This window comes from Bradyrhizobium cenepequi (assembly GCF_020329485.1).
Taxonomy (GTDB): Bacteria; Pseudomonadota; Alphaproteobacteria; order Rhizobiales; family Xanthobacteraceae; genus Bradyrhizobium; species Bradyrhizobium cenepequi.
In genome coordinates, this window is record NZ_JAGKJI010000012.1 from 110,855 (window position 1) to 135,789 (window position 24,935).

The 24,935-nt window shown below is 65.1% G+C and carries 11 protein-coding genes and 1 riboswitch; of the genes, 8 read left to right on the top strand and 3 right to left on the bottom strand.

What is annotated here, in order from left to right; translation table 11 throughout:
* Window positions 1-14 precede the first annotated feature (14 nt).
* From cobN to J6497_RS15910, 3 genes are read left to right on the top strand one after another with little or no spacing between them, the layout of a single operon-like run.
* Complete coding sequence (cobN, locus tag J6497_RS15900; RefSeq protein WP_225705202.1) at window positions 15-3,725, top strand: cobaltochelatase subunit CobN; 3,711 nt, start codon at window positions 15-17, stop codon at window positions 3,723-3,725.
* Window positions 3,722-4,351: a cob(I)yrinic acid a,c-diamide adenosyltransferase gene (cobO, locus tag J6497_RS15905; RefSeq protein ID WP_225705203.1), complete on the top strand. Its 630-nt coding sequence runs from the start codon at window positions 3,722-3,724 to the stop codon at window positions 4,349-4,351. The genes cobN and cobO overlap by 4 nt, the downstream gene beginning before the upstream one ends.
* Complete coding sequence (locus tag J6497_RS15910; protein WP_225705204.1) at window positions 4,351-5,838, top strand: cobyric acid synthase; 1,488 nt, start codon at window positions 4,351-4,353, stop codon at window positions 5,836-5,838. Before cobO ends, J6497_RS15910 begins: the two co-directional genes overlap by 1 nt.
* On the opposite strand, the gene cbiB is transcribed toward J6497_RS15910, so the two are convergent.
* Together cbiB and J6497_RS15920 are read right to left on the bottom strand one after the other, a co-directional pair.
* Complete coding sequence (gene cbiB / locus J6497_RS15915) at window positions 5,811-6,782, bottom strand: adenosylcobinamide-phosphate synthase CbiB (RefSeq protein WP_225705205.1); 972 nt, start codon at window positions 6,780-6,782, stop codon at window positions 5,811-5,813. The genes J6497_RS15910 and cbiB overlap by 28 nt on opposite strands.
* A gap of 1 nt (window position 6,783) precedes the next feature.
* The gene (locus tag J6497_RS15920) at window positions 6,784-7,644 is read right to left on the bottom strand and encodes an ABC transporter substrate-binding protein (protein ID WP_225705206.1); all 861 of its coding nucleotides are present in this window, start codon (window positions 7,642-7,644) and stop codon (window positions 6,784-6,786) included.
* A gap of 9 nt (window positions 7,645-7,653) precedes the next feature.
* Here J6497_RS15920 and cobD point away from each other — a divergent pair, with 9 nt between their 5' ends.
* Entirely contained in the window at window positions 7,654-8,643 is a 990-nt protein-coding gene (cobD, locus tag J6497_RS15925) for a threonine-phosphate decarboxylase CobD (protein ID WP_225705207.1), read from the top strand.
* Between the two features lie 31 nt (window positions 8,644-8,674).
* Here the strand turns inward: cobD and J6497_RS15930 are convergent, their stop codons facing one another.
* Complete coding sequence (locus J6497_RS15930; protein WP_312010298.1) at window positions 8,675-10,741, bottom strand: TonB-dependent receptor plug domain-containing protein; 2,067 nt, start codon at window positions 10,739-10,741, stop codon at window positions 8,675-8,677.
* A 33-nt stretch (window positions 10,742-10,774) separates the two neighbouring features.
* Window positions 10,775-10,972, bottom strand: a riboswitch (cobalamin riboswitch).
* 468 nt (window positions 10,973-11,440) lie between these two features.
* On the opposite strand from J6497_RS15930, the gene J6497_RS15935 reads away from it, so the two are divergent.
* From J6497_RS15935 to J6497_RS15950, 4 genes are all read left to right on the top strand, one after another.
* The gene (locus J6497_RS15935) at window positions 11,441-11,986 is read left to right on the top strand and encodes an STN domain-containing protein (RefSeq protein WP_225705209.1); all 546 of its coding nucleotides are present in this window, start codon (window positions 11,441-11,443) and stop codon (window positions 11,984-11,986) included.
* Entirely contained in the window at window positions 11,983-12,510 is a 528-nt protein-coding gene (locus J6497_RS15940) for an RNA polymerase sigma factor (RefSeq protein WP_225705210.1), read from the top strand. The genes J6497_RS15935 and J6497_RS15940 overlap by 4 nt, the downstream gene beginning before the upstream one ends.
* Window positions 12,511-12,542: 32 nt before the next feature.
* Window positions 12,543-13,544 carry a FecR family protein gene (locus tag J6497_RS15945; RefSeq protein WP_225705211.1) on the top strand — a complete coding sequence of 334 codons (1,002 nt, stop codon included), beginning with the start codon at window positions 12,543-12,545 and terminating at the stop codon, window positions 13,542-13,544.
* A gap of 278 nt (window positions 13,545-13,822) precedes the next feature.
* The gene (locus J6497_RS15950; protein ID WP_225705212.1) at window positions 13,823-24,847 is read left to right on the top strand and encodes a filamentous hemagglutinin family protein; all 11,025 of its coding nucleotides are present in this window, start codon (window positions 13,823-13,825) and stop codon (window positions 24,845-24,847) included.
* The last annotated feature ends 88 nt before the right edge of the window (window positions 24,848-24,935 follow it).

Below are 24,935 nucleotides of genomic sequence, written 5' to 3' on the forward strand. Positions count from 1 at the left end.
CTTGAAAGGCGAGCATGCATCTGAAACTCGACAGCGGCGGCAGCATCGACGACGGCGATGTTGCTCGCGACCTTGGGCAGGAAACCGCCGATATCGTCATACTGTCCGCGGCGGACAGTGATTTGGCGGCCTTCGGCGCTGCGCATGCGGCATTGCCTTCAAACTTCCCAAGTTTGCGCCTGACCAATCTGTTGGCCCTAGGCCATCCCGCCTCCGTCGATCTCTATGTCGAACGCACGCTTAGCGAAGCGAAGATCGTCGTGCTTCGGATGCTCGGCGGGGAAAGCTATTGGCCGCATGGTGTCGAGAGCCTTCGCCGCGACGCGATTCAGCGCAGGACGAGGTTCGCCTGCATTCCCGGCGAAACCGACTGGAATGCGACGTTGGCTGCGCGCGGCACGCTGGGCGCCGACGACACCTATGAACTGTGGCGCTACTGCACCGAAGGCGGCATTGACAACGCGCGGTTGGCGCTCCGCTTCGCCGCGCATCTGATCGGGCATGGCAGCAAGCCGCCGTCGGCGCGGCCAATGCCGGCGGCCGGCTTCTGGAACAACGAGCCTACCGTGGACGAACGCCCCAACGCCGTCGTGATCTTCTACCGCGCGCTGGTCGCAGGCGGCGACACGGCCGCGATCGATGCGTTGTGCTCTGCGCTGACGGCGCGTGGGCTCGATGCAGTCGGGCTTTATGTCACAAGCCTCAAGGACGAACGCTCGATCGCATTCCTCCGCACGGCGCTTGCCGCGCATCCGCCCGAAATCATCGTGAACGCGACGGCCTTTGCGACGGCGACCGCGCGGGAGAATGCAGGGGTATTGTCGGAGACCGATTGTCCCGTGTTGCAGGTCGCGCAGGCTGGCATGTCCCGCAGGAATTGGGAAGGCTCGACCCGCGGCCTCAACCCGCGCGATCTTGCTATGCATGTGGTGCTGCCGGAGGTCGACGGGCGCATCTTCGCCAATGCCATCGCGTTCAAGGAAGCAGGACCGAGCCTCGGTTCCTTCACGCCGACGACCTTCCAACCGGTCGAAGATCGCGTGCAGGCGACAGCCGATCTCGCTGCGGCGTGGGTGCGGCTGCGACGCACGCCTGCGAGTCGGCGGCGGGTTGCTATCGTCCTCGCCAACTATCCCAACCGCGACGGCCGTCTTGCCAACGGTGTCGGTCTGGATACGCCGCAAAGCCTGATCGGGATCCTCGCCGCGATGAGGAACGAGGAATACGAGATTTCCGGCGCTCCTTATGATGCGGCCGACATGATGCGGCTGTTGCAGGAGGGACCGACCAATGCGCTTGAGGGCCGTGCCTTACGTCGTGGCGGCGCATCATGGCCGCTCGCCGAGTACGAGGCGGCGTTTGGTGCACTCCCTCTCAATGTTCGTCGTGCGGTCACGGAGCGTTGGGGCAACCCGGCGCGTGATCCGCATGTCACCGATGGCGTGTTCCGTCTCGGCCTGCATCGCTTTGGCAACATTGTCGTCGGCGTGCAGCCGGCGCGCGGCTACAACATCGATCCCAAGAGCACCTATCACGATCCGGACCTCGTTCCGCCCCATCACTATCTGGCGTTCTATCTTTGGCTGCGGCGCGTCTTCGACGCCCACGCGATCGTTCATCTCGGCAAGCACGGCAATCTGGAATGGCTGCCGGGCAAGAGCACTGGACTTTCTGCCGATTGCCTGCCGGATGCGGTGCTCGGGCCGTTGCCGCACCTCTACCCGTTCATCGTGAACGATCCTGGCGAGGGCATCCAGGCCAAGCGCCGCACCTCCGCCGTCATCGTCGATCATCTGACGCCGCCGATAACGCGCGCCGGATTGCATGACGATCTGGCGCGGCTGGAATCGATGGTGGACGAATATTCGGTCGCGACCGGCATCGATCCGAAACGCGCGGCTGTTATCGCCGAGGACATTCTTTCGACGGCGCGGGCGCAGCGGCTCGATGCCGATGTGAACCTGACGCGGGACATGCCTGTCGGAGAGGCGTTGCGCGCGCTCGACGCGCATCTCTGCGACATCAAGGAGATGCAGATCCGCGACGGGCTCCACGTATTCGGGCATGCGCCGGATCCGAAACAATGCGCCGATCTGCTCGTGTCGATCGCGCGGGTGCCGCGGTCGGACCGCAAGGCGGAAGACGCCTCGTTGCATCGCTCGCTGGCACTCGATCTCGGTCTTGCCGATTTCGACCCGCTGACCCGCGACCTCGCTGGCACATTCACAGGACCACGACCGGCAGTCCTGGCCGAGTTCGGCTCGCACGTGTGGCGGACGACGGGAGACACGGTCGAACGAATCGAAGAGCTGGCGTTGCAGCTGGTGTCGGGTGGGATGAAGCCGGATCCATCGTGGGTGCGCACCAAAGCCGTGCTGAACTGGATCGAGACGAGATTGCGCCGGTCCATCGATGCGAGCCCGGCGCAGGAGATGGCGGCATTGCTGCGCGGTCTTGACGGCCGCTTCGTACCTCCTGGTCCCTCGGGGGCACCGACGCGTGGCAGACCCGACGTGCTGCCGACCGGCCGTAACTTCTTTGCGGTTGATGTGCGGGCGGTGCCAACTCCCTCGGCCTGGCGGATCGGGCAATTGGCGGCCGAACGGCTCGTCGAATCCTTCTGGCAGGAAACCGGCGAATGGCCGCGCACGATTGCGTTGTCGGCCTGGGGGACCGCCAACATGCGCACCGGCGGCGATGATGTTGCGCAGGCGCTTGCCTTGCTCGGCGTGCGACCGACATGGGAGGAGACCTCCGGACGGGTGACTGGCTTTGCGATCACGTCCCTGTCCGAACTGAAGCGTCCGCGCATCGATGTCACGTTCCGCGTCTCGGGCCTGTTTCGGGATGCGTTCCCGACCCAGATGGACATCGTCGCGAGCGCGGTGGCGGCGGTCGCGGCGCTCGACGAACCCGATGACGCCAATCCCATCGCTGTCAATGTTCGCCAGCGACGGCAGGCGTTGGAAGCAAGCGGCATCAGCCGTGAGGTGGCCGAGCGCCGCGCGAGCAATCGCGTGTTTGGCTCAAAGCCGGGCGCCTATGGCGCGGGGCTGCAAGCCTTGATCGACGAGGGGGGCTGGGACGATCGCGCCGATCTCGCTGACGTCTATCTGGATTGGAGCGGCTATTCCTATGGCGCTGGCGCCGAGGGGAGCGCTGCCCGTGATGATCTTGTCGCGCGGCTGGCCGACGTTGACCTGATCGCGCAGGCCCAGGACAATCGCGAGCACGATATTCTGGACTCTGACGACTACTATCAGTTCATGGGCGGACTGGCGGCAACTGTGTCGACATTGCGCGGGAAGGCAGCCCGCATTGCGCATATCGATACGTCGCGGCCCGAGATGCCGGCGGTACGGCCGCTGGCGCATGAGATATCGCGCGTCGTACGGGGCCGCGCCACCAACCCGAAATGGATCGCCGGCGTCATGCGACACGGCTACAAGGGCGCATTCGAGATGGCAGCCACGGTGGATTATCTGTTCGGCTTTGCCGCCTCGACCGATGCGGTCTCAAATCATCACTTTGATCAGTTGTTCGCGGCCTATCTCGAAGACGACCGGGTGCGAATTTTCATCGAGCAGTCCAATCCGGCGGCGCTCCGCGAGATGGCTGCCCGGTTCGCCGAAGCCATCAGGCGCGGATTATGGACGCCACGCTCCAATCGCGCCGCCGACCTGATCGCCGAAAACCTGCACGAAGCAAAGAGAGAGATCGCATGACGAATCCATCCCACGCGACTGACGACGAGAACGCCCGCCATCGCGAGAAGGCCCGCAAGCACAAGGCCGCGCGCGACAAGATCATGGCGACCAAGACCGGGGAAAAGGGCCTGCTGATCGTCCATACCGGTACCGGCAAGGGCAAGACATCAGCCGCGCTCGGAATGGTGTTTCGGCACATCGGTCACGGCTATCCCGTCGCCGTGGTGCAATTCACGAAGTCGCCGAAATGGGACACGGGAGAAGCGCGGCTATTGGCCAGGTTTCCAGACCTCGTGACCTTGCATGTGATGGGGGAGGGCTTCACCTGGGAAACCCAGGATCGCGAGCGCGACATTGCAGCCGCCCGGAAAGGCTGGGAGCGCGCCAAGGAGTTGATCCGCGACGACCGCCATCGCATGATCCTCTTGGATGAGCTCAACATTGTCCTCCGTTACGATTATCTTCCGATCGACGAGGTCCTCGCCTTTCTCCGTGACGAGAAGCCGGCCGACAAGCACGTCGTCATCACCGGTCGCAACGCGCACGCCTCGCTGATCGAGATGGCCGATCTGGTGACCGAGATGACGCTGGTCAAGCATCCGTTCCGAGCCGGTGTGAAGGCCCAGAAAGGGGTCGAATTCTGATGGCACGGCCGACACCGGCGCTGATGATCCAGGCCACCGGATCGAATGCGGGGAAGTCGACTGTCGTCGCGGGCCTGGCGCGGCTGCTGGTGAGGCGCGGCCTCAAGGTCGCGCCGTTCAAGCCGCAGAATATGTCGAACAATGCAGCCGTCGCAGTGGATGGCGGCGAGATCGGCCGCGCGCAGGCGGTGCAGGCGCGCGCCGCGCGGATGCCGCCCAGCGTTCACATGAACCCGGTGCTGCTGAAGCCCGAGACCGACACAGGGGCGCAGGTGATCGTGCAGGGCAAACGACGCAGCACGCTTCGCGCGGCCGACTATCTCGGAAAGAAGGCGGCGCTGCTGCCCGCGGTGCTCGACAGTTTTGCGCATCTCGCTCGCGCCGCAGATATCGTGCTCGTCGAAGGCGCCGGCAGCCCGGCCGAGATCAATCTGCGCGCTGGCGACATCGCCAACATGGGATTCGCCACGGCAGCCGATGTACCGGTGGTGCTGCTCGGCGATATCGACCGCGGCGGCGTCATCGCAAGTCTTGTGGGGACCCATCTCGTGTTGGAAGCGGAGGAGCGCGCGCGGACTCGCGGCTTCCTGATCAACAAGTTCCGCGGCGATCCCAGGCTGTTCGACCAGGGACTTGAAGCCGTGACGCGTCTGACCGGTTGGCCCTCGCTCGGCGTGGTGCCGTGGCTGCCTCAGGCCGCCTGGCTGCCTGCCGAGGACGCCATTGATCTCGATCGCGCGCAGACGTCTTCCGCGCAGAAGGTCATCGCCGTTCCCGTGCTTGGACGTATCGCCAATTTCGACGATCTGGACCCGTTGGGCATGGAGCCCGGCGTCAGGCTGGTGTTCGTGAGGCCAGGCGAGCCGATCCCGGCTGACGCCGATGTCGTGATCCTGCCCGGCAGCAAATCGACGATCGGCGATCTCGCCTTCCTGCGCGCGCAGGGCTGGGATATCGACATCAAGGCGCATGCCAGGCGCGGCGGGCAGGTGCTCGGCCTGTGCGGCGGCTACCAGATGCTCGGCCGGACGATCGCCGATCCCGATGGCATCGATGGCCCGGCAGGCACGGTGGAGGGGCTCGGGCTGCTCGATATCGCCACGACCATGGGTGCCGACAAATCGACGACGCTCGTGCGGGGTATTCATTGCGCCACAGGCAGCCCGATCGAGGGCTACGAGATCCATCTTGGCCGCACCGGCGGTGAAGATTGCGTGCGCCCGGTGGTCATGATCGACGGTCGTCCCGATGGCGCCAGCTCGGCCGATGGCCGCGTGCAGGGGACGTATCTGCATGGGCTGTTCGTCAATGACGCTTTCCGAAAGGCGTGGCTCGCCAATCTCGGGGTCGCCTCGTCTGTTGCTTACGAGGCAAAGATCGAGGCCGCGCTTGACGCGCTGGCCGATCATCTGGAAGCGCATCTCGACATTGACCGCATGTTGGAGATCGCAAGGAGCCGTCAAACCACCAGCGCCAGCGCGGCATAGATCGCTGCTTCCAGCGAGCAGGCGGCAATCAGCAAATTGAGTGCGCGGCGGATGTCGGCAGCACCGGCGTCAAACCGCGCGCCGGCGTTGAGGAAGGGATCATCGACGAGGCGATCGCCATAACTGCGGGGGCCAACCAGGGCGAGACCGAGCGCGCCCGCCATGGCGCTTTCCGGCCAGCCCGCGTTCGGCGAGCGGTGCTTTGAAGCGTCGCGCCACATCACCTTGAAGGCCTGCGCCGCGGAGCCACCTGCGATCGGCGCCACCAGCGCGATCAGCACAGCAGCCAATCTTGCAGGCGCAAGGTTGAGCAGATCGTCAAGCCGCGCCGCCGCCCAGCCAAAGGATTCATATTGGGCACTGCGATGGCCGATCATCGAATCCGCGGTATTGACGACCTTGTAGACGAGCAACCCCGGCAGCCCCAGCAGAGCAAGCCAGAACAGAGGCGCGACCACGCCGTCGGAAAAATTCTCCGCGCAGGATTCGATCGCTGCACGCGAGACGCCGCTGGCATCGAGCTGTTCCGGATCGCGGCCGACGATCATGGAGACCGCGCGCCTTGCCTCGGCAAGTCCGCTGTCGGTGAAAGCCGAGACGACCCGGCTGACATGCTGATAGAGGCTCCGCTGCGCGATCAGGATGGAGGCCAGGAGTCCCTGGGCTACGTGTCCGAGCGGCGTCGATCCCAGCGCGGCTTCCAGCAGCAAGCCGAGGCTTCCGCAGGTCGCGACCAGCACGCCGGTGGTTAGGCAGCCCGCGGCCTTGCGCTGTGCGGCCGACCATTGCTCGCGGTTCAGCGTGCGATCGAGCAGGTTGATGGCCAAGCCCATCAGAGCTACCGGATGAGGGAAGCGGCGCCACAGCAAATCCGGATCGCCGATCAGCGCATCGAACGCAATCGCCAGCACAACGATCAAGATCGTGTCGCTTCCAGTCAGCATCTCATCGCGCCACGCGGTTTAGTTCGGCGACGAGGCGTTCCAGCGCGTCCGAAAGCATCGGCCCGCCGCAGACGGTCAGCCTGTCGGAAACGACCAGGCGTTTCGATGGCGGATAGAAGCGTTCTAGCGCCGGATGCAGCAGGAATGCTTGGCCTTCGTCTTCCGCGAAGTCGCCGCTATCGGACACGAGCAGCAGATCGGGTCTGAGGTTGACGATCGCCTCCAGCGACGCGAAGCCTCCGAGCTTGTTGCCGAGGTCACTTGCCGCGTTCTTCAAGCCAATCGTGGCGAGCATGGAACTGATCAAGCTGCCACCACCCGAGACCCAGCCGCGCCGCGACAAGGCCAGCACGCGATAGGGTCGCTGCGATACCGCCTCCTTCGCATGCTGGATTGCCGTATCCAGTCGCCGTATTTCGGATGCGGCGCGATCCATCTGGTGCAGGAGTTCGCCCATCTGCCGAATCTGGCTCTTCGCGTCTGCCAGCGAACGCACAGCATCGAATTCGACCACGCGGACGCCGCTGTCCTTCAGCAGTTCGCGCGTTGCACGCTTGGTGAACCTGCCGGCGACTACGGCGTCCGGTTGCAGGATCAGGACATCTTCGGCTTCACCCGACAGGCGAGGGTAGGCTGCGGCCGTCTTCGCGTTCCAGGAGCGGGCGGGGTCGCGCGAATAGGGACTGAGGCCAAGAATCTGGCTTGGATCGGCCAGGGCCAACAGCAGTTGGTCCGTGCAAACATTGATGGAAGCGACGCGTGGCAGATCGCTTGCATGAGCGACATGGGCTCCGAACAGTGCTGCGGTCAACGAGAACGTTGCGCAAACAAGGGTCTCGCGCAGGACCGCGATTGATGGCATGAAGCGATCATGAAGCACGGCGGTGATCTGACGGAAGCCATTGCGCGCCATGGCGGCGAGCCTGCGGACTGGCTCGACCTGTCGACCGGCATCAATCCCTGGCCGTGGACCATTCCGCACCCGATTCCAGGGAGTGCATGGACGCGCTTGCCATCGCGTGCCGACGAGCAGGACCTGCTCGCCGCCGCGCGCGAAGCCTACGGTGCGCCCGACGATGCGGGTATAGCGGCCGCCGCCGGCACCCAGACTCTCATTCAGTGGATCCCGTATCTCGCCGGTCCCGGAGCGGTTGCGATCGTCACGCCAACCTATGGCGAGCATTCGGCCGCGTGGAGCAGCGGAGGCCGGGAGATCATCGCCGTGAATGATCTCTCCGCACTGCCTGAACGCGCCGTTCACGCTGTCGTCGTTAGTCCCAACAATCCGGATGGACGTGTCACGGATGGCGAGGCGCTCCGGCGCACCGCCGAGCGGCTCGATCGTCGCGGTGGCTGGCTGGTCGTCGACGAGGCCTTTGCCGATGTCGATCCCGGCGTCAGCGCTGCCGCGATGAGCGCCGAGCTTCCCATCCTCGTGCTGCGCTCCTTCGGCAAGTTCTATGGGCTCGCCGGACTTCGTCTTGGTTTCGTAATCGGCCGACGCGATATCGTCGAGCGTATCGCCGCGGCGCTGGGTCCATGGCCGGTATCCGGCCCGGCGCTTCATCTCGGTACGGCCGCTCTGCGGGATCGATCCTGGGCTGATGCGATGCGTGCGAAGCTCGCTCGTGAGGCCAAGAAGCTGGATCATGTTCTGACAGCGGCCGGCCTTCAGCTTGTCGGAGGGACCACGCTCTTTCGCCTTGCCTCCCATTCCGATGCTCCGACTTTGCACGCCGAATTGGCGCGGCGACACATCTGGTGCCGCAGCCTCGACGGGGCGCGCGAATGGCTGCGATTTGGCCTTGCGTCGGACGATGGTCTCAATCGCCTGGCCAGCGCGCTTCATTCGATCAAATAGCATATCCCGCGCGTCAATCATCACGTCCGATTCACCAGTGGGCACTAAAGCCGGCATATGCAGCGGGGCCGGTCGTGCCATAGTTGAACACTTCCTGATAGTGCTCATTGAAAATGTTCTCGCCGCGCATGAACACCTTCCAGGTCTGGTCGATCTTGTATTCAGTATAGAGATCGACGCGCACGTAGGGGTCAAGCGGCAGCGTCTCGTTTGAACCGCTGTAGCGCTTGGATACCGCAAGCACGCGGGGCTCGATCAGCCAGTCCTTGATCGGTGTGATCGGCAACGAGAATCGCGCCAGGTTTTCCGGCCGGCGCGACAGCGTCAACCCGGTCGAAAGATCCTTGGCCTGCAGATAGGTATAGGCGGCGTTGAATCGCAGGAAGCCCGGCAGGATATCGACATTGACGCCAAGCTCAACTCCGTCGGTTTCGGCACGCGAGACGTTCACATAGTGCCCGAGCGGATGTGCCGTATCGATCACGAAGTCGATCAGGTTGCTGAACCTGTTGCCGAAGCCCGTCAGCGAAACCACGACGCGGCCTCCGAACAGGTTTTGGTCGATGCCGGCGTCGTAGCCGAAGCTCTCTTCGGGGCTAAGCGCGGAATTGCCGTAGGTCGGCGCATAGAGCTGATAGAGCGTGGGGGCCTTGGCGCCTGTCCCGGCGCTCGCATGCAGCTTGGTGTTGGTCTCCGCGATCGTGTAAGCCGCGGTGGCTCGCCATGTCTCGAACCGCGCGACGTCGACGACGTCGTCGACCCGGCCGCCCATCGTGATGTTGAGCCGTTCGCCGATCGGCAGTTGCCAGAGTGCGAAGACCGAATTCGTGTCCTGCGTCCCCGCGAGCTGTGGCGTCGGCGCTCCGGGAATCGGCAGCAGTTTGGTGGTGGAGGTGCTCGCAGTTTCGTGCTGCACGCGCGATCCGACGATGATCGATCCGAGCGGGCCGACCTTCAGGTTGCCCTGATATTCCAGGCCGGTGCTGTCGCCGACGAAATTGGAGAGGATGGACGTGGTGTTCTGCGGCAGCTTGTTGATCTTGTAGGTGACATCGTCGAACGAGCGGTCGATATGCGTCTCAAATGCGCTCACGCTGTGGGTGAGAATGCCGCCAAACGTGTCGAACGAGGCGCGTCCCCAGACCTGTTCGAGAAGGCGCGTCGCGCTCGACGGCGTGTCCGGGAACGTTCCGCTGGCCTGGTCGTAGGCGGACCGCGTGAACGAGGCCAGCATGCCCGTCTCCAGGCGTACGCCTTCGCCGGCGTCGTAGCCGACGCGTGCCGAACCGCCGACGCGGTCGAAGCCATCGCGCTCGAGCGGGCCATACTTCGCCTCGAGCGCGGGGATGCGATAGCCGTAGCGCGAAAAGCCGTTGCTGTGCTGGCCGCTTCCCGTGAATGCGTAGGACCACGGCCCCGAGGTTCCGATCAGCGATGCGCTGCTGGCCGCCGTGCCGTAACTTCCCCCCTCGGTGCGAACGTCGAATTGCGCCGGACCGGTGCCCTTCTTGGTGATGATGTTGACCACGCCGCCCATCGCATCCGACCCATAGAGTGCGCTCTGCGGTCCCTTCAGCACCTCGATTCGCTCGATCGCGCTCGGGGCGAACATCGCAAAATCGAAATCGCCGCTGGCGGCGGTGGGATCGTTGACCCTGATACCATCGATCATGACCAGCGTCTGACCGGTATCGGCGCCTCGCAAGCGCACATTGGTCGTCGCGCCCGGTCCGCCGCTTTCGGTGATATCGAGCCCGGGCACTGTCCGCAGCGCGTCGACGAGCGAGGTCGGATTGCTGGTCGCGAGCATTTCGTTCGTGACCACGCTGACCGAGCTTCCGGTCCGGCTCGTGGGCTCCAGCGTCCGGTCGGGGGTGACAACCACCTCGGAAGCCGCCGGACGAGCCTCGCTGCTTGGCGCCGGGCGCGCAGGATGAGTCGTTGAAGACGTTCGCTTGTTCCTCGAGGCTGGCTTGGACCGGGCCTCTGGATTGACGATGACCGCAGGGAGTTGTTCAGGACGCGATTGAGCCATCGCGCCAGTGTGACCGCATGCAGCAACGGCCGCACACACGGCAAGAAAACGCCGCAAGCCCATGAATGCCCTTTCCGCCGACCCACCGTCGAACGAGTTTGATACCCGTCAACGGCCGGTCTCCTGGCTCGCGGTCGTCTCGCGATCCGCCTTCCCAAGCCTGCTTGGCAGGCCCAGTGGCATCCGGATCGCAGATATCCGCTTACAGTTGCGGGGGCAGCCGCGGCATTGGGAAGAGTCCCGCACCGCGTTCCCGTTTCACCCTTTGAGGGCACCGATGACGCCGGCAAAGAAGCACAAGGCCGAGCAAAATTCAAACCTGATAACGATCCTTCTGAAGCCGCGCTGCTCGCGACCTCGCGTTCGGCCGAACGAGCGTCGAGGCTGCATCGCAGGTGAGGCGCACGGCGCGGCCTGCAGAGATGGCGCCGGCTGAGGCGATGTCATCCATTGCCGGTCAAGCGCTGTCACGCGGTTTTCGCAAAGCCAAGTTACTGTCCAAAGGTTCAACCGGTAGCGGGGTGGGGCCTTGGCTCGAACAGCCGTGTTGTTCGTCGTCGAGCCGATCGATCAATCGTGACACCAGCAGTGACTCTCTTGCGTAGGCGCAGCATTCAATGCGTGCTGGTGGCGGGGTTGATTTGGGCGGCGGCAGGTTCGGTTCTTGGTGCCCAGCAATTGCCGTCGGTGCTCCGACAGTCCGATCAACCGACTGCATTCGACTTTCCTTCCGAACCCTTGGCGGTTGCGCTGGAGCGCCTCATGGCGGCGAGCAGCCTCGCGATCATCGTCGCTAGCGGGTTGACGGACGGGCGACAGTCCTCGTCGCTCAAGGGTAGCTTTACGCCTGAACAGGCGCTGCGCCGGATGCTTGCGGGCACTGGCCTTGAGGCGCGCGCCGTCGGAAGCGGTCTCTTCACGCTTGTGCAGGGAACGGCAAGGCCCCCGCTGCCGCGTTTCATCGATTTTGCGGCTGCCGTCCAGGCAGCGGTCACAGACGCTTTATGTCGGCGAAGCGACGCGCGCCCGACCTCCTATCGCACCGTGATGCGTCTGTGGTTCGACCCTGCAGGCGTCGTGACGCGGGCAGAGCTTGGGCATTCGACGGGCGACCGCAAGCTCGACATGGCGGTGACGAGCACGTTGCAACACCTCGATGTCGGAGCGCCCCTTCCGTCCGGGCTCCCGCAACCCGTGAAGCTCGCCATCATGCCGCGCGCAACGGAGAGCGCGGCTTGTCCGGCGGAACGCCCAGGCCTTCGCGCGCAAGACGATTTCCGTTCGGTGGCGCAGGGAGCCGGCCGGTGAAGCTGCGTCAGCTTCTGGAGCAGAACTATGGCAAGCTGAGAGATCGGCTCACGCGTCGTTTCGGTTCGGCCGACTTCGCCTCGGAGGTGTTGCATGATGCCTATCTCCGACTGCATGCCGGCGACGCAGCCGCCTCCATCCGAAGCCCGGATGCCTATCTCTACCGTGTGGCGCTCAATGTCGCGGCCGACCGCCGCGAGGCCGACCGCATCTGGGTCGACAAGGCGACGATCGAAGCTTTGCGACGACGCGACGATCATGAGCTCGATCCGGAGGAGACAGCAGCGGCGCGCGAGGAGTGGAGAGCGCTTCTGCGCGCCATGGATGAGCTGCCGCCGCGCCGGCAGGCCATCTTCATCGCCGCCCGCCTCGACGAGCTTCCGCATCGCGACATCGCCGCGCGCCTTAGCATCTCGGTCGATACCGTGGACCGTGAACTCAAGGCCGCTTTCGAGTTCTTCGCCAAGCGCCTGGGAAAAAAACGCCCGTTGCGGCGCGGTTCTGGCTCCGCCGAACCGTCCTAGAGTGTGGAAGCGGCCAATGATTGCAGTTGCGCATGGTTGAGAAGGGACAGTCAGGCGACGTGGAGAGTGGTGGCGGAGCCGCGTCTTCGGAGGAGCTGCAGCGCGAGGCCCTCGACTGGCTGCGGCGCCTCACTTCGGGTGAGGTGACTAGCACCGACATCGAAGCGCTCGATCGCTGGCGTGCGCAAAGCCGGGCGCATCGCCGCGCCTTCGCCCGCGCGAATCTGCTTTGGGATGTTCTGGAACCGGTTGCGCGCGAAGGCGGCAAGCGCCGCCCGCAAACCGTTCTTCCTTCGCGCCCCCTGGGGCGGCGCGCGTTTCTGACCGGCACTGCGGCAGCTGCCGCTGCTGCCGGCCTGGCCTACGTCGCGATCCAGCCGCCGCTTCATCTTTGGCCTGCGATCTCTGAGCTCACGGCCGATTACCGCACGGCGACCGGTGAGCGACGAGAGGTCTCGCTCGCCTCTGGCGTCACGGTCGAGATGAACACGCGGACGAGCCTGGCGGCGCGCGGGGCAGATCGTGCTCACAGGGTGGAACTCATCTCCGGCCAGGTCGCGGTCGATGTGCGGGGCGACGCCTCGAGCCCAGTCATTGTTGCGGCAGCGGACGGACAGGCGCTGGCGGACCATGCGCATTTCGATATCCGCAGAGACGACAGCTCGGTCTGCGTCACCTGCAGCGAAGGGACCGTCCAGGTGACCTGTCGTTCGTTTGCAGCGGTACTCGGCTCCGGCCAGCAGGTGCGCTATGATGCGCAAAGCCTCGGGCCCGTGGTTGCTGTCGATTCGAACATTGTGACGTCGTGGCAGCGTGGGCTGTTGCTCTTCCGTGACGTGCCTCTCACCCAAGTGGTCGAGGAGGTGAATCGCTATCGTCCCGGCAAGCTTGTCCTGCTCAACGATGATCTGGGCCGACGCAAGGTCGTGGCCGGGTTCCGCATCGACCAGATCGACGATGTGGTGGCTTATGTCAGCCGGACATTCGGTGCGCGGACGCGCTCGCTTCCCGGCGGGATCGTGCTGCTGAGCTGACGAACGGACTTTGGTCGCTTGAGTCGGTAACCGGCGCGGAAAAAGCTTGGGCCAAGCCGAAAAAAAGTTTGCGGCTTTTGCGTGCGATCTCCCGACTAGTGAGATGAGAGACCAAGGATGGGCAACTGGCTCATTGGACTCTCGGAAACCCGCAGCTGCGGGCGCCGGCCGCAATCCGTTTGTCATGAAGGTGCATGATGCCCTCTCACAATTTCGAGCTCTTCACCTTCCGTTCGTATCGCCCCATTTGTCGTTCGCTCTTGCTCGCGGGCGTGAGCGTGGCTGCGCTTCTCGGGACTGCACCCGGAGCCGGCGCGCGCCCACTTGGTGCGTCGGCGGCGGCGGTCGCAGCCGCAGCTGCGCAGTCCAGCGCGGAGGAAGCGGCACGTGCGGCAAAGCAGGCGCAGGATTCACTGACGCGTGCGACGCAAGCGATCCAGGCCATGCAGGCGGCGCAGAACGCGGCGCGCAGCGTGGCACAGCAGGCATCGAGCAATATACCTAATGGACTGACAGCGGGCGGATTGCAGGTCGCGCCTGGCGCCGTGCCGGGCTCCAGCCTGTGGCAGGGTGCACACTTGCCGACGCAAGCCGAGGTGAACGGCCGGACGCAGGTCGATATCCAGCAGACCCAGCAGAAGGCGATCCTCAACTGGCAGACGTTCAATGTCGGCAGGGAGACCACGGTCAATTTCGATCAGCACGGCAATGCCTCGTGGGTCGCGCTCAACCGCGTGCTTGATCCCACCGCAAGTCCCTCGCGCATCGCCGGCCAGATCAAGGCCGATGGGCAGGTCTACATCATCAATCGCAACGGCATCATCTTCACCGGCACCAGCCAGGTGAATGTCGCGGGCCTGACGGCCAGCGCGCTCGACACGCCGGACGCGAAATTCCTGAGCGGCATCGTGACGCCGCGCTGGGAGGTCGACGCGAGCTTCGCCGCGGCCGCGGGGGTCACGGCGGGTCCGGTCAAGGTGGAGGCGGGCGCGCGCATCGAGGCGGGCGCCCAGGGGCAAGTGCTGCTGCTCGGCGGCTCGGTCGAGAATGCCGGCACGATCCGCACGCCGAACGGCCAGACGCTCTTGGCCGCGGGCAATGCCGTCTATCTCAAGGCGAGCACCGACGCCGCGCTGCGCGGCTATCTGGTCGAGGTTGACGGTGAAGGCGCGGCGGTCAATCGCGGCGACATCCTCGCCGAACGCGGCAACGTGACGTTGGCTGCGATGGATGTCTTCGCCGGCGGTCGGATCGGCGCCACGACCAACGTGACGGCCAATGGCTCGGTCACGCTGCATGCCCGTTATGGGACGATCCTCAGCACCCAGGAAGGTGATGGAGAACCCGTGCGTCAGGCAGGGCATACCGGTACCGTGATCGTCGAAGACGCTGCGCTGATCGATGTGCTTCCCGACCTCAGCGATCCCGAAACAGTGGCGGCGACGGCGCTGCTCAATCCTTCGATGGTCGACATCTACGGAAAGGCGATTGTCTTTGGTGCGCAATCGACTGTGGTGGCGCCGGGCGGCGTCATCAATGTCGCTGCGCGCGAGAATCCTTTGCTGGATGTTCAGCCGGGCGCAACCGACGCCAGCCGCATCTATGTGGAGGCCGGAGCGACGATCGATGTCTCCGGCACGCGCAATGTCGCGTTGTCGGTCGAGCGCAACTTCATCGAGGTGGAGCTGCGCGGCAATGAGCTGCGCGACAATCCTTTGCTGCGCAACTCGCCGCTCTATGGCAAGAAAGTCTGGATCGATATCCGCGATACCGGCACCTTCGACGATCCACTGATGCAGAATGTCGAGTGGTTCAGCGGCCAGCCCGGTGTCTGGTATGGCTCGCAGCTATTCGATGCGTCCGGCTATATCGGCCTGATCCGTCGCGGCATCGGCGAACTCACGTCGAGGGGCGGCAGCATCGCCATGGACGGTTACGGCGACATCGTCGTCCGCAATGGTGCGACGCTCGATGTCAGCGGCGGCACGCTCGATTTTGCCGCGGGATATGGGCAGGTGACGCGTCTGCTTTCACACGGGCGGATGGTGAGCGTCGGGGCGGCGCGCTGGGGTGACGCCTATGACGACACCGCTGGGAGCTTCACGCGCAATCACGCGCGCTGGAACGTCTCTGAAACCTGGACGTCACCGCTCGTGTCGGGTCGACGATACGAATCCGGCTATACCCAGGGTCAAGCGGCCGGCACCGTGACACTGAATGCGCCGCGCGTTGCATTGGACGGCCTCATCGCCGCGCACGTCGACCCCGGCACGCGGATCAAGCCCAGCCAATCCGCTCCGGTTGGCGGCACGCTGGTGCTCGGCGATGCCGATGCTACGCCGGACCTGAGCCGCCTCCTGGACTACCGCCTGCAGGCGGTGCGGATTCAGAACGAGATCGGTGGCTTGGCCGCGAATTTCGAGCCGGGCACCGCTCTGGCCAGCGATTTCGTCAGCACGGTTTCGGCCGAGCGGCTCGTGGAGGGCGGGATTGGCCGGCTGGAAGTCTACGCCAACGACACGGTCGAAGTGGCGGCCGGGACCAAGCTCGAGGTCAATGACGGTGGCGTGGTCAAGCTGACGGCCAATGCATTGAACGTGAACGGCGCGGTCAGCACACATGGCGGCACGATCACGCTTGCCACCGCCTACACCCACAATTCGCTGGCATCGGCCGAGCAGCAGATGATCCGCGTCGGTAGTGCAGCGGTGCTCGACACCTCGGGACGCTGGCTCAATGATTTTGGCCGCCTAGTGGTGACGGCCGCCACTCGCGACGGCGGTAGCGTGTCCATCACGGCGGGGACACCCGGCGAGGTAGGTACCCGCACGGAGCTCGGCGCGATAAATCTGGCTGAAGGCAGCCTGATCGACGTCTCAGGCGGCGGCTATATGGGTTTCAATGGCGGCATCGTTTTAGGCGATGCCGGCTCGATCGCCATCGCCTCGACCGATGTGGTGCTCGGCGCCGAGCTGCGCGGCCATGCACTTGCAACACCGCTGTCCGCAGGTCAGGGCGGCAGCTTGTCGCTGACCACACGCCAGATCGTCATCGGCGGCGAGCCGATCCTTCCCGACGGCATCTTGGTGATGGGCGAGCCCAATCATTTCACGCCGGACTTCTTCCGGCAGGGCGGCTTCGCGAGCTATGCGCTGAATGGCACTCAATCGGTCGTCGTCGCGGCAGACACGCACCTTGCGCCGGTTGCCGCGACCCGTCTGATCGCCGGCGGCGGTCTCGCCTTCGCCAGCGGAACCGCGCTCACCGATCTCGGCACCATCTCGGTGCAGCCCGTCGGTGTCCGCAAGGCCGTAAACCTCAGCCTTGACTCCAGTCAGGCGCAATATGCGATCGTCAGCGGCGTTGTCCGCAAGCTCGACGCGACCGGCGTGCTGACGGTGGAGAAAGGCGTAGTCATCGCGGTCGATCCGGGAGCGTCGGTTTCGTTGACCGCTGCCGGACGCGTCACCGTGGCCAGCACCATCGAGGCGCCGGGCGGTGCGATCCATGTCGGAATTTCGGAAGCTGCGGATCGCAACACACTGACCCAATCCGGTGCGACGCCCTTCAAACAGGACCGCGCCGTCTGGCTGACGGAGGATGCGCGCCTGCTGGCCGGTGGCACCGTTGTGCTGACCCCGAACATGTATGGCCTGCGGACCGGATACGTTCTCGATGGCGGGACGGTTACGGTCGATGCGTCGTGGAACGGCTATGTCGTCACCGAGGCCGGATCGCTGATCGACGTGTCCGGCGCCTCGGCCACGCTCGATATCCGCAATCCGGTCAGGGCGACCTTCGGCGGCGCACTGAATCAGGCCGGAAGGTTCGGCACCCGTCCCACCGAAGTTTGGAGCGATGCCGGCAGCATCGTGATCTCAGCCCGCGATGGCGGCTATGTCGGGGGCTCCTACCTTGCCCAGCGCGCACATCCGCTCGCGGCCGGCGGTTCGTTCTCCCTTGTGAGCAATTATCGCGGAGCGACGGGATCCATCAACGGGCTGACGACCGAGATCGTGTTGCGCGGCTCCGGCACACGGTTGCCCGACGGCCTCAACGCCGGCGACCCGATCGGAACCGGCACGATGCCGCTCGGAAAACTTCATCTGGCTGCCGATACGATCCTTGCCCCTGGTTTCGACGAGATCAGCCTGTCGGCGGATGCTGCGGTCGATTTCGAAGGCAGCATAGCGCTTAGCGCTGGACGCGAGCTGCAGATCGACTCGCGTGTCCTGCGCGCGATTGCCACCGCCGATGCGCCCGCACCTGTGATCCGCTTGAGCGCGCCCTATCTCGCTCTCGGCAATTTCCAGCCGTTCCGTCAGAAGAACGTGGACGCGCCAACAACCGGTCCCGGCTCGCTCGTGGTCGACGGAGCGCTGGTGGATCTCGCCGGCAACATGCACCTGCAGGGAATCGGGAAGGCGGATATCCGCAGCACGGGTGATCTGCGCTTCGTCGGGACGACAACCTGGGATGCGCCGCTGTTCGACGAGAACGGCGACCCGGTGCTGAACGAGTCCGGCAATCAGATGCTATCCTACATTCCGACCGGAGCGTTCAGGATTGCCGGCGCGCTGACGCTGGAGGCGGCGCAACTCTATCCGACCATGCAAGCCCAGTACACGATCGAGGCGACGGGTGCGAACGGCTCGGTCACCTTCGGCCGCGCCGTCGGCGCGGGGGACGCCGCGGTGCCGTTCTCGGCCGGCGCTACCTTGACGGTGAAGGCGGCGACCATCACCCAGGGCGGCATCCTGCGCGCGCCGTTCGGTGCGATCACGCTCGACGCCGGCGCGAATGGTACGGTGACGCTCGCATCGGGCAGCATCACCTCGGTGTCAGGCGATGGACTCCTGCTTCCTTACGGCATCGTCGAGAACAGCGAGACCTGGGAGTTCGTCACTGGTCTGACGAGCCAGGGGGGACTTGCGGTCAACCTGATCGTTGCGCCGAAGGCGAAGCGACTGACACTCAGCAGCAAGACCGTCGACTTCGTCGAGGGCGCCGTCATCGATCTCTCGGGTGGCGGCGATCTTCTGGGAACGGAATTCGTCCCCGGGACGGGAGGTTCGCGCGACATCCTGGACAGCTCTGCCGGCGCGCCGGTTTTTGCCGTGCTGCCGGGTTATCGCGGGCCGACGCCCGTCGATCCCGACGCCGGCCATAACGTGCCGCTCAAGGTTGGCGACAGCGTTTGGCTCTCCGGCGTGCCCGGCCTGGCGGACGGGTATTACACGTTGCTACCCGGCCGCTATGCGCTATTGCCCGGCGCGTTCCGCGTCACGCTCCAGAGCGAGGCGGCGGACATGCCGCTCGGTGCCGTCGCGATGCCGGACGGCTCCTGGGTCGTTGGCGGTTACAGGGCTGCCGCCGACGGTGCGGTGCGCGATGCGCGCACGTCTCTGTTCCGTGTCATGTCCGGCGATGTCGCCCGCAGCTATACGGAGTATGTCGAGCACAAAGCGAGCAGCTTCTTTGCCCAGGCGGCGGCTGATCTCGATCTCATGGCGCCGCGGCTGCCGATCGATGCCGGCCAGGTGGTGTTCAATGCATCCAGTGTGTTGCGGCTTGGCGGCACCAGCCATTTCGACGCCGCCGCAGGCGGTCGCGGCGGCCTTGTCGACATCGTTGCCGAGTCGATAGCCGTGGTGCGGACCGGCGATGGTCCGGTCGCTGGTTACGGATTGACCATCGACGGCGCCGCGCTCACCGGGCTTGGCGCCGAGAGCCTGCTGCTCGGCGGTACACGGCGTGTCTCTGCCGCCGGCAACGTGATCGATGCCGCCTCCGATCGCATCCTCATCGCCAATGACGAGGCTTCGGCGATTGTCGCGCCCGAACTCCTGCTGGTTGCCCGCGGCGACGTGGCTGACTCATCGACCGGCTCGATCGTTGTCGCGTCCGGTGCCGTCATTCGGGCCGAGGGAGCTGTCGCGGGCAATGGCGTCACGAGCTTCCGCATTGGAACCGAGTCGCAGGCAACCGGCAGCGGCAATGGCGCCGTACTCATCGTCAGCAACGCTGAGACCGTGACGCTGACGCGCGCCGACCGGCTGGCCGATGCCGATGGCCGGGAGCCCGGGCGGCTGACCGTCGCCGACGGTGCGGTGGTGCAAGCGGACGGCACGGTCATTCTGGACGCCACCAGCGATACGATCGTCTCGCCTGGAGCTCGGCTCGTGACTCCGTCGCTGGAGGTCGCCTCTAGCCGGATCGGCTTCGGCAATGCGCCGTTCGGCACCGGTGGGCTGGTGCTCGACAACGCCGCTCTCGCCCGGCTCGGCGATGCCCGCCGACTGATCCTGCGCAGCTACAGCACAATCGATCTTTATGGGGCTGCCATCGTCGGTGGCATGAACGCGGACGGGACGGCATTGCTGGGGGATCTGGTGCTCGACGGCATGCTGGTTCGTCGCGCCGCCGGTGATGCCACCATTCAGGCTCGCATGGTTACGTTGCGCAACAGCGGTGGAATCACCGTGGCGGATGATCCGGCCTCTGTCGGTACACTCACCGTTGCGGCTGAATCGATCGTCATTGGCGATGGCGCCAACCAACTGCGCGGCTACGGCACCGTTGCATTCCGTGCGGCCAAGGACATGACATTTGCGGGCGTTGGAGGTCTTACGGTCGGCAGCGACACCGCCGCGTCCGACGTGACGGTGTCTGCGGGCTGGATCGCCGGCGGCCATGGCGCCACGCAAGGTCTCGTGGCGACCGGCAACCTAGCCGTTCTGCCTGGAACGACCGAAAAGCCACAAACGAGCGATGCGTTCGGCGCGTCATTGACGCTTGCCGGGCGCAATGTGCTGATCGGTGGCACCATCGATCTGCCGTCGGGCGCCCTCACTCTCGATGCGACGGAGACGCTCACCATCGACGGCACGGCGCACTTGGTGACCGCTGGGCGCGAGGTGGCGTTCTTCGACCAGACCCGATTCGTGCCGTCGGGCGACGTGACGCTGATCGCGCGGACCGGCAACGTGAACGTGTTGGCCGGCGCTTTCATCGACCTTTCCGCCGGTGCTGATAGCAGCGACGCAGGCACGCTCGCGGTGCAGACGCCGAACGGAATCCTGAACCTTGCCGGAACGGCGAGGGGTGGCAGCTTCTCGCTCGATGCGGGCGCAATCCCGGGCTTTGGCAGCCTCAACGCGCTGCTCAATGCCGGCGGCTTTTCCGACAGCCGGTCGTTCCGCGCGCGTGCTGGGGACGTGGTGCTCGACGGCATGACGCGGGCGGAGACGCTGAGCGTCACGGCCGATGCCGGCAGCGTCACGGTTGCGGCCGGAGCCGTGATCGATGCCGACGGGGCGAAGGGAGGCAGCGTGCGCCTGGTGTCGGCGGGCGATCTCACGGTCGCGACCGGCGCCTCGCTCCTCGCGCGCGGATCGGAAGGCCGCGGTGGACGGGTCGATCTCATTGCCGGCGCCGGCGATCTCGCGCTGCGGGCGGGCTCGGTGATCGATGTGACGGGCGTCGATGAAGCGGGGCACATTCATCTGCGCGCCGGGCGCGACACGGCGACGTCCGGTTTCCGGCTGGTTGATGCCTCGGCCACGTTCATCGGCGCCGATCGCGTCGATGCGGAGGCCGTCTGGAGCTACGATGGTGTCACCAGCCTGACCGCAACGATGCTGAACACCGCGCTGGCCGACGCGAACGCTTTCATGGTGGCGGAGAAGAGCGCGATCCTGTCGCGTCTGGGGCGGATCGGCGACCCCAATTTCCATCTCGTCTCCGGCATCGAGTTCCGCTCTTCCGGCGACATGACGGTCGCCGAGAATCTCAATCTCGCCGGCGCGCGGCCGGGCGGGGAGGTTGGCGTGCTGACCCTACGTGCGGCGGGTACGCTCAGGATCGACAAGTCGATCAACGACGGCTTCGATGGCTTCGGTTGGCTCGGTAACGCCAGCAACGGCTGGACCGTTGCGGGTACACTGCGCGCGGACGACAGCTGGTCGTACCGGCTTGTCGGCGGTGCCGACACCGCCTCGGCAGATCCTCTGGCGCTTCAGCCGGTGTTCGACCTCGCGGACGGCAGCGGCAACGTGGTTCTGGCGACCGATGTGATCGTTCGTACCGGCACTGGCGACATCGATCTTGCCGCCGGCCGCAGCATCGTCTTCACGCCGCCGAAGAAGTTACAGCTTCAAAGTCCCACCGACCCCACGCAGGTGATCGACATCGATCAGGCGATCGGTCCTAATGGGACGCCGTTGCTCGCCTATCGCGACTGGGTCCCGGTCGGCGATCCAAATGATCCGAGCCTCTTCCATCCGGCCGCCATCGTGTATACCGCCGGCAAGCTCGCCGGGCCGGGAAATGTGACATTTGGCTCCATGGGCGATGAGTGGGCCTTGTGGGGGCTTGGTCCATGGGGGCAGTATGTCTACAATCCGGCCGTCAGCTTCGCCGACCAGGGCGGCGACCTGCGTCTGACAGCGCAGCAGGACGTCAAAGGACCGCCTCGCGATTTGGGTTGGAGCTGTGCATTCAGCCGCGCGGCCGGCACCTGCTTCCGTTTCAACACAACCTACAACAACGCTTTCCCAATGCTCGGTCACCAGTTCGTCGCCGACTGGCTGATGCGCCAGGGGCAATTGTCGGCGGACGGCCAGCGCTTCGCGGTCTCGGGCTCGTTCATGTATGCGCCGATGACCCTGAATACAGCCTGGGCGGTCGATTACAGCAAGTTCAAGGAGGGCGTCGGTACCTTGGGTGGCGGCGATGTCACTGTGACCGCGAGCGGCCGTGTCGACGACATGACCATCGTCGCGGCCCAGGGCGGATGGCTTGCGGCGGGCAACGGCTCCGATCCGTCCGCGAGGGCGACCATGCCGTCCAACGCGACCCTTCTGACCTATGGCGGCGGCGACGTCACCATCCGCAGCGGCGGCGATACGAGCGGCGCGCTGATCTATGTTGGCGAAGGCCACGGCAATCTCGACATCGGTGGCGCCTTCGGGGGATCGAAGCTGAATACCGGTGTCATTTTCGACAATGTGCTCGCGCTGGGCGATGCGACCTTCGATATAGCTGCGCGTGGCGACATCAATATCGGCGGCGTGTTCAATCCGACACTGCTCGGCACGATCGATCCTGGCATTTTCTCGGCGCTCACCGACTACGAAGGCATCTACTTCTCGACCTACACCGAAAGAAGCGCAATCAAGCTGCAATCGGCGGCCGGCGACGTCAATCTGTCGACCATGCTGCGGGGCTCGGCTGTTGGGCAAGTAACAACCGGAAGCACGCTGAGGGGCTTTGGTGATCCCATCGCCGATCCCAACACCGGCGTGAGCGACGAACAGAAGCGGACGCGTAGCTGGGCGTATGCCTTCAACTACTACCCTGGCACGGTGGAAGCAGTGGCCTTCGGCGGATCGGTCTTTGTCGGTGCGCCCGCGGACCGGGGCGCTCGGGAGGTGGGTGGCACCATTGCGCTGTGGCCGGTCGCTAATGGCAATCTGACGATCCTGGCGGCGGACTCGATCAATCTCGGCCGGTCGGAATCGTTTATCAGTGGCGGCGGCATCCTTGTCTCCGACGCCGATCCGGCACTGATCGCCGGCATCTTCAATCCGGCCTGGAATTTCCATCAAGGCGTTACGAGCCGCCTGGTGGACAGGATGGATGCGGCCGCCGGGGTCTACGGCACCGATCGCACGCTGCTTCACGCCGTCGATCACTATCGAGCCGCCGATACCGATCCCGTCCGCCTCTATGCGCGCGACGGCAGCATCTATTTCGGCGTCCGGAGAGACGGGACGGTGCTGTTTGCGCCCAAGCCGGCCACCATCCTGGCCGGCCTCGACATCGTGGACATGCGCTTCGAGGGCCAGCATTTCTCGGATGACCAGGTCACCGTGATCCGCTCGGGACGCGACATCGGGCGAATCGCGCAGCTCAATGCCGCCGGGCATCTCGTCGATCCTGAAGCTGGTGGCGGCGAGGGTGCCACCATCATCCTGGGTGGTCCCGGACTGCTCGACGTCACCGCCGGCCGCGACCTGAACCTGAGGGAGGCCCACGGCATCGAGACAGTCGGCAACCAGCGCAACCCGTTCCTGCCAGAAAATCGCGGAGCGAACGTCGCGTTGACTGTCGGCGCTGGCACCAAGGGTCCAGACTATGCGGCCTTCGCCGCCACCTATCTCAATCCGGCTTCTTCCGGGAGCGTGACGCGTCACTATGCCGAAGACTTGCTGACGTTCATGCGCAAGCGAACGGGCAACGGCGCGCTGACCGAGGAGCAGGCCTGGGCCGCGTTCTCCATGCTTCCAGAAAGCATACGCAATGCCTTCATTCGCGAAGTCTTCTATCGTGAGCTCGCCGCCGTCGGCCGGGACGCGGCGGTGTCACGCAACTACAACGCAGGATACGACGCCATCGATGTGCTGTTCCCGACGCCAGAGGCTTACGCCGGCGATCTGTCGATGATGTACAGCCAGGTGAAGACGGTGCAGGGCGGCAACATCAACATTCTGGTGCCGAAGGGCCGGATCGACGCCGGCCAGACGGTGCAGCCGCGGGCGAGCCAGGCCAGCGCCAAGACCGCCGACCAGCTTGGCATCACCACCGTGCGCGGCGGCTCGGTCTCCATCATGCTCGATGGGGACATGACGGTGAATTCGTCGCGCGTGTTCACGCTCGGCGGCGGCGACATCCTGATCTGGTCGTCGAATGGCGACATCGACGCGGGCAAGGGCGCCAAGACGGCGCTGCTTGCTCCGCCGCCCAGGATCATCTTCGATCCCGCAACCGGCACCTTCACGACCGAATTCACCGGTGAGGCGACCGGCAGCGGCATCGGCACCCTGATCACGGGCGCAGCTCAGGAGCCGGGCAACGTCAGCCTGATCGCGCCGCGCGGCCGAGTGGATGCGGGCGATGCCGGCATTCGCGTCTCGGGCAACCTCGTGATCGCGGCGCTGGAGATCCGCGGCACCGACAATATCCAGGTGAGCGGCATGACGCTCGGGGTGCCGACCAATACCACCGACACCGGCGCGCTGACGGCGGCTTCCAACACCGCTGCCGCCACCCAGCAGTCCGGTCTGCCGGCACAAGCCGCAAACTCGGACCGGCCCTCGATCATCGTCGTCGAGTTCCTCGGCTTTGGCGGAGGGGACGGTGAGCCCGGCCAGAATCCGCAACAGGACGATCAGCGCCGCAGAACCCAGAGCCAGCACTCCTATAATCCCAATGGCAATGTGCAGGTTCTTGGTTATTCGACGCTCAGCGACCCGGAAACGGTCGGTTTGACCGAGGCGGAGAAACAGGCCATCAGAGACTAGGCAGTCTAGATCCAGCCACGAACGCCAGGGGCGCTATCGAGGAAATCGAGACTGCCGGTATCAACATATTGTCGTCGCCTTTTGAGCG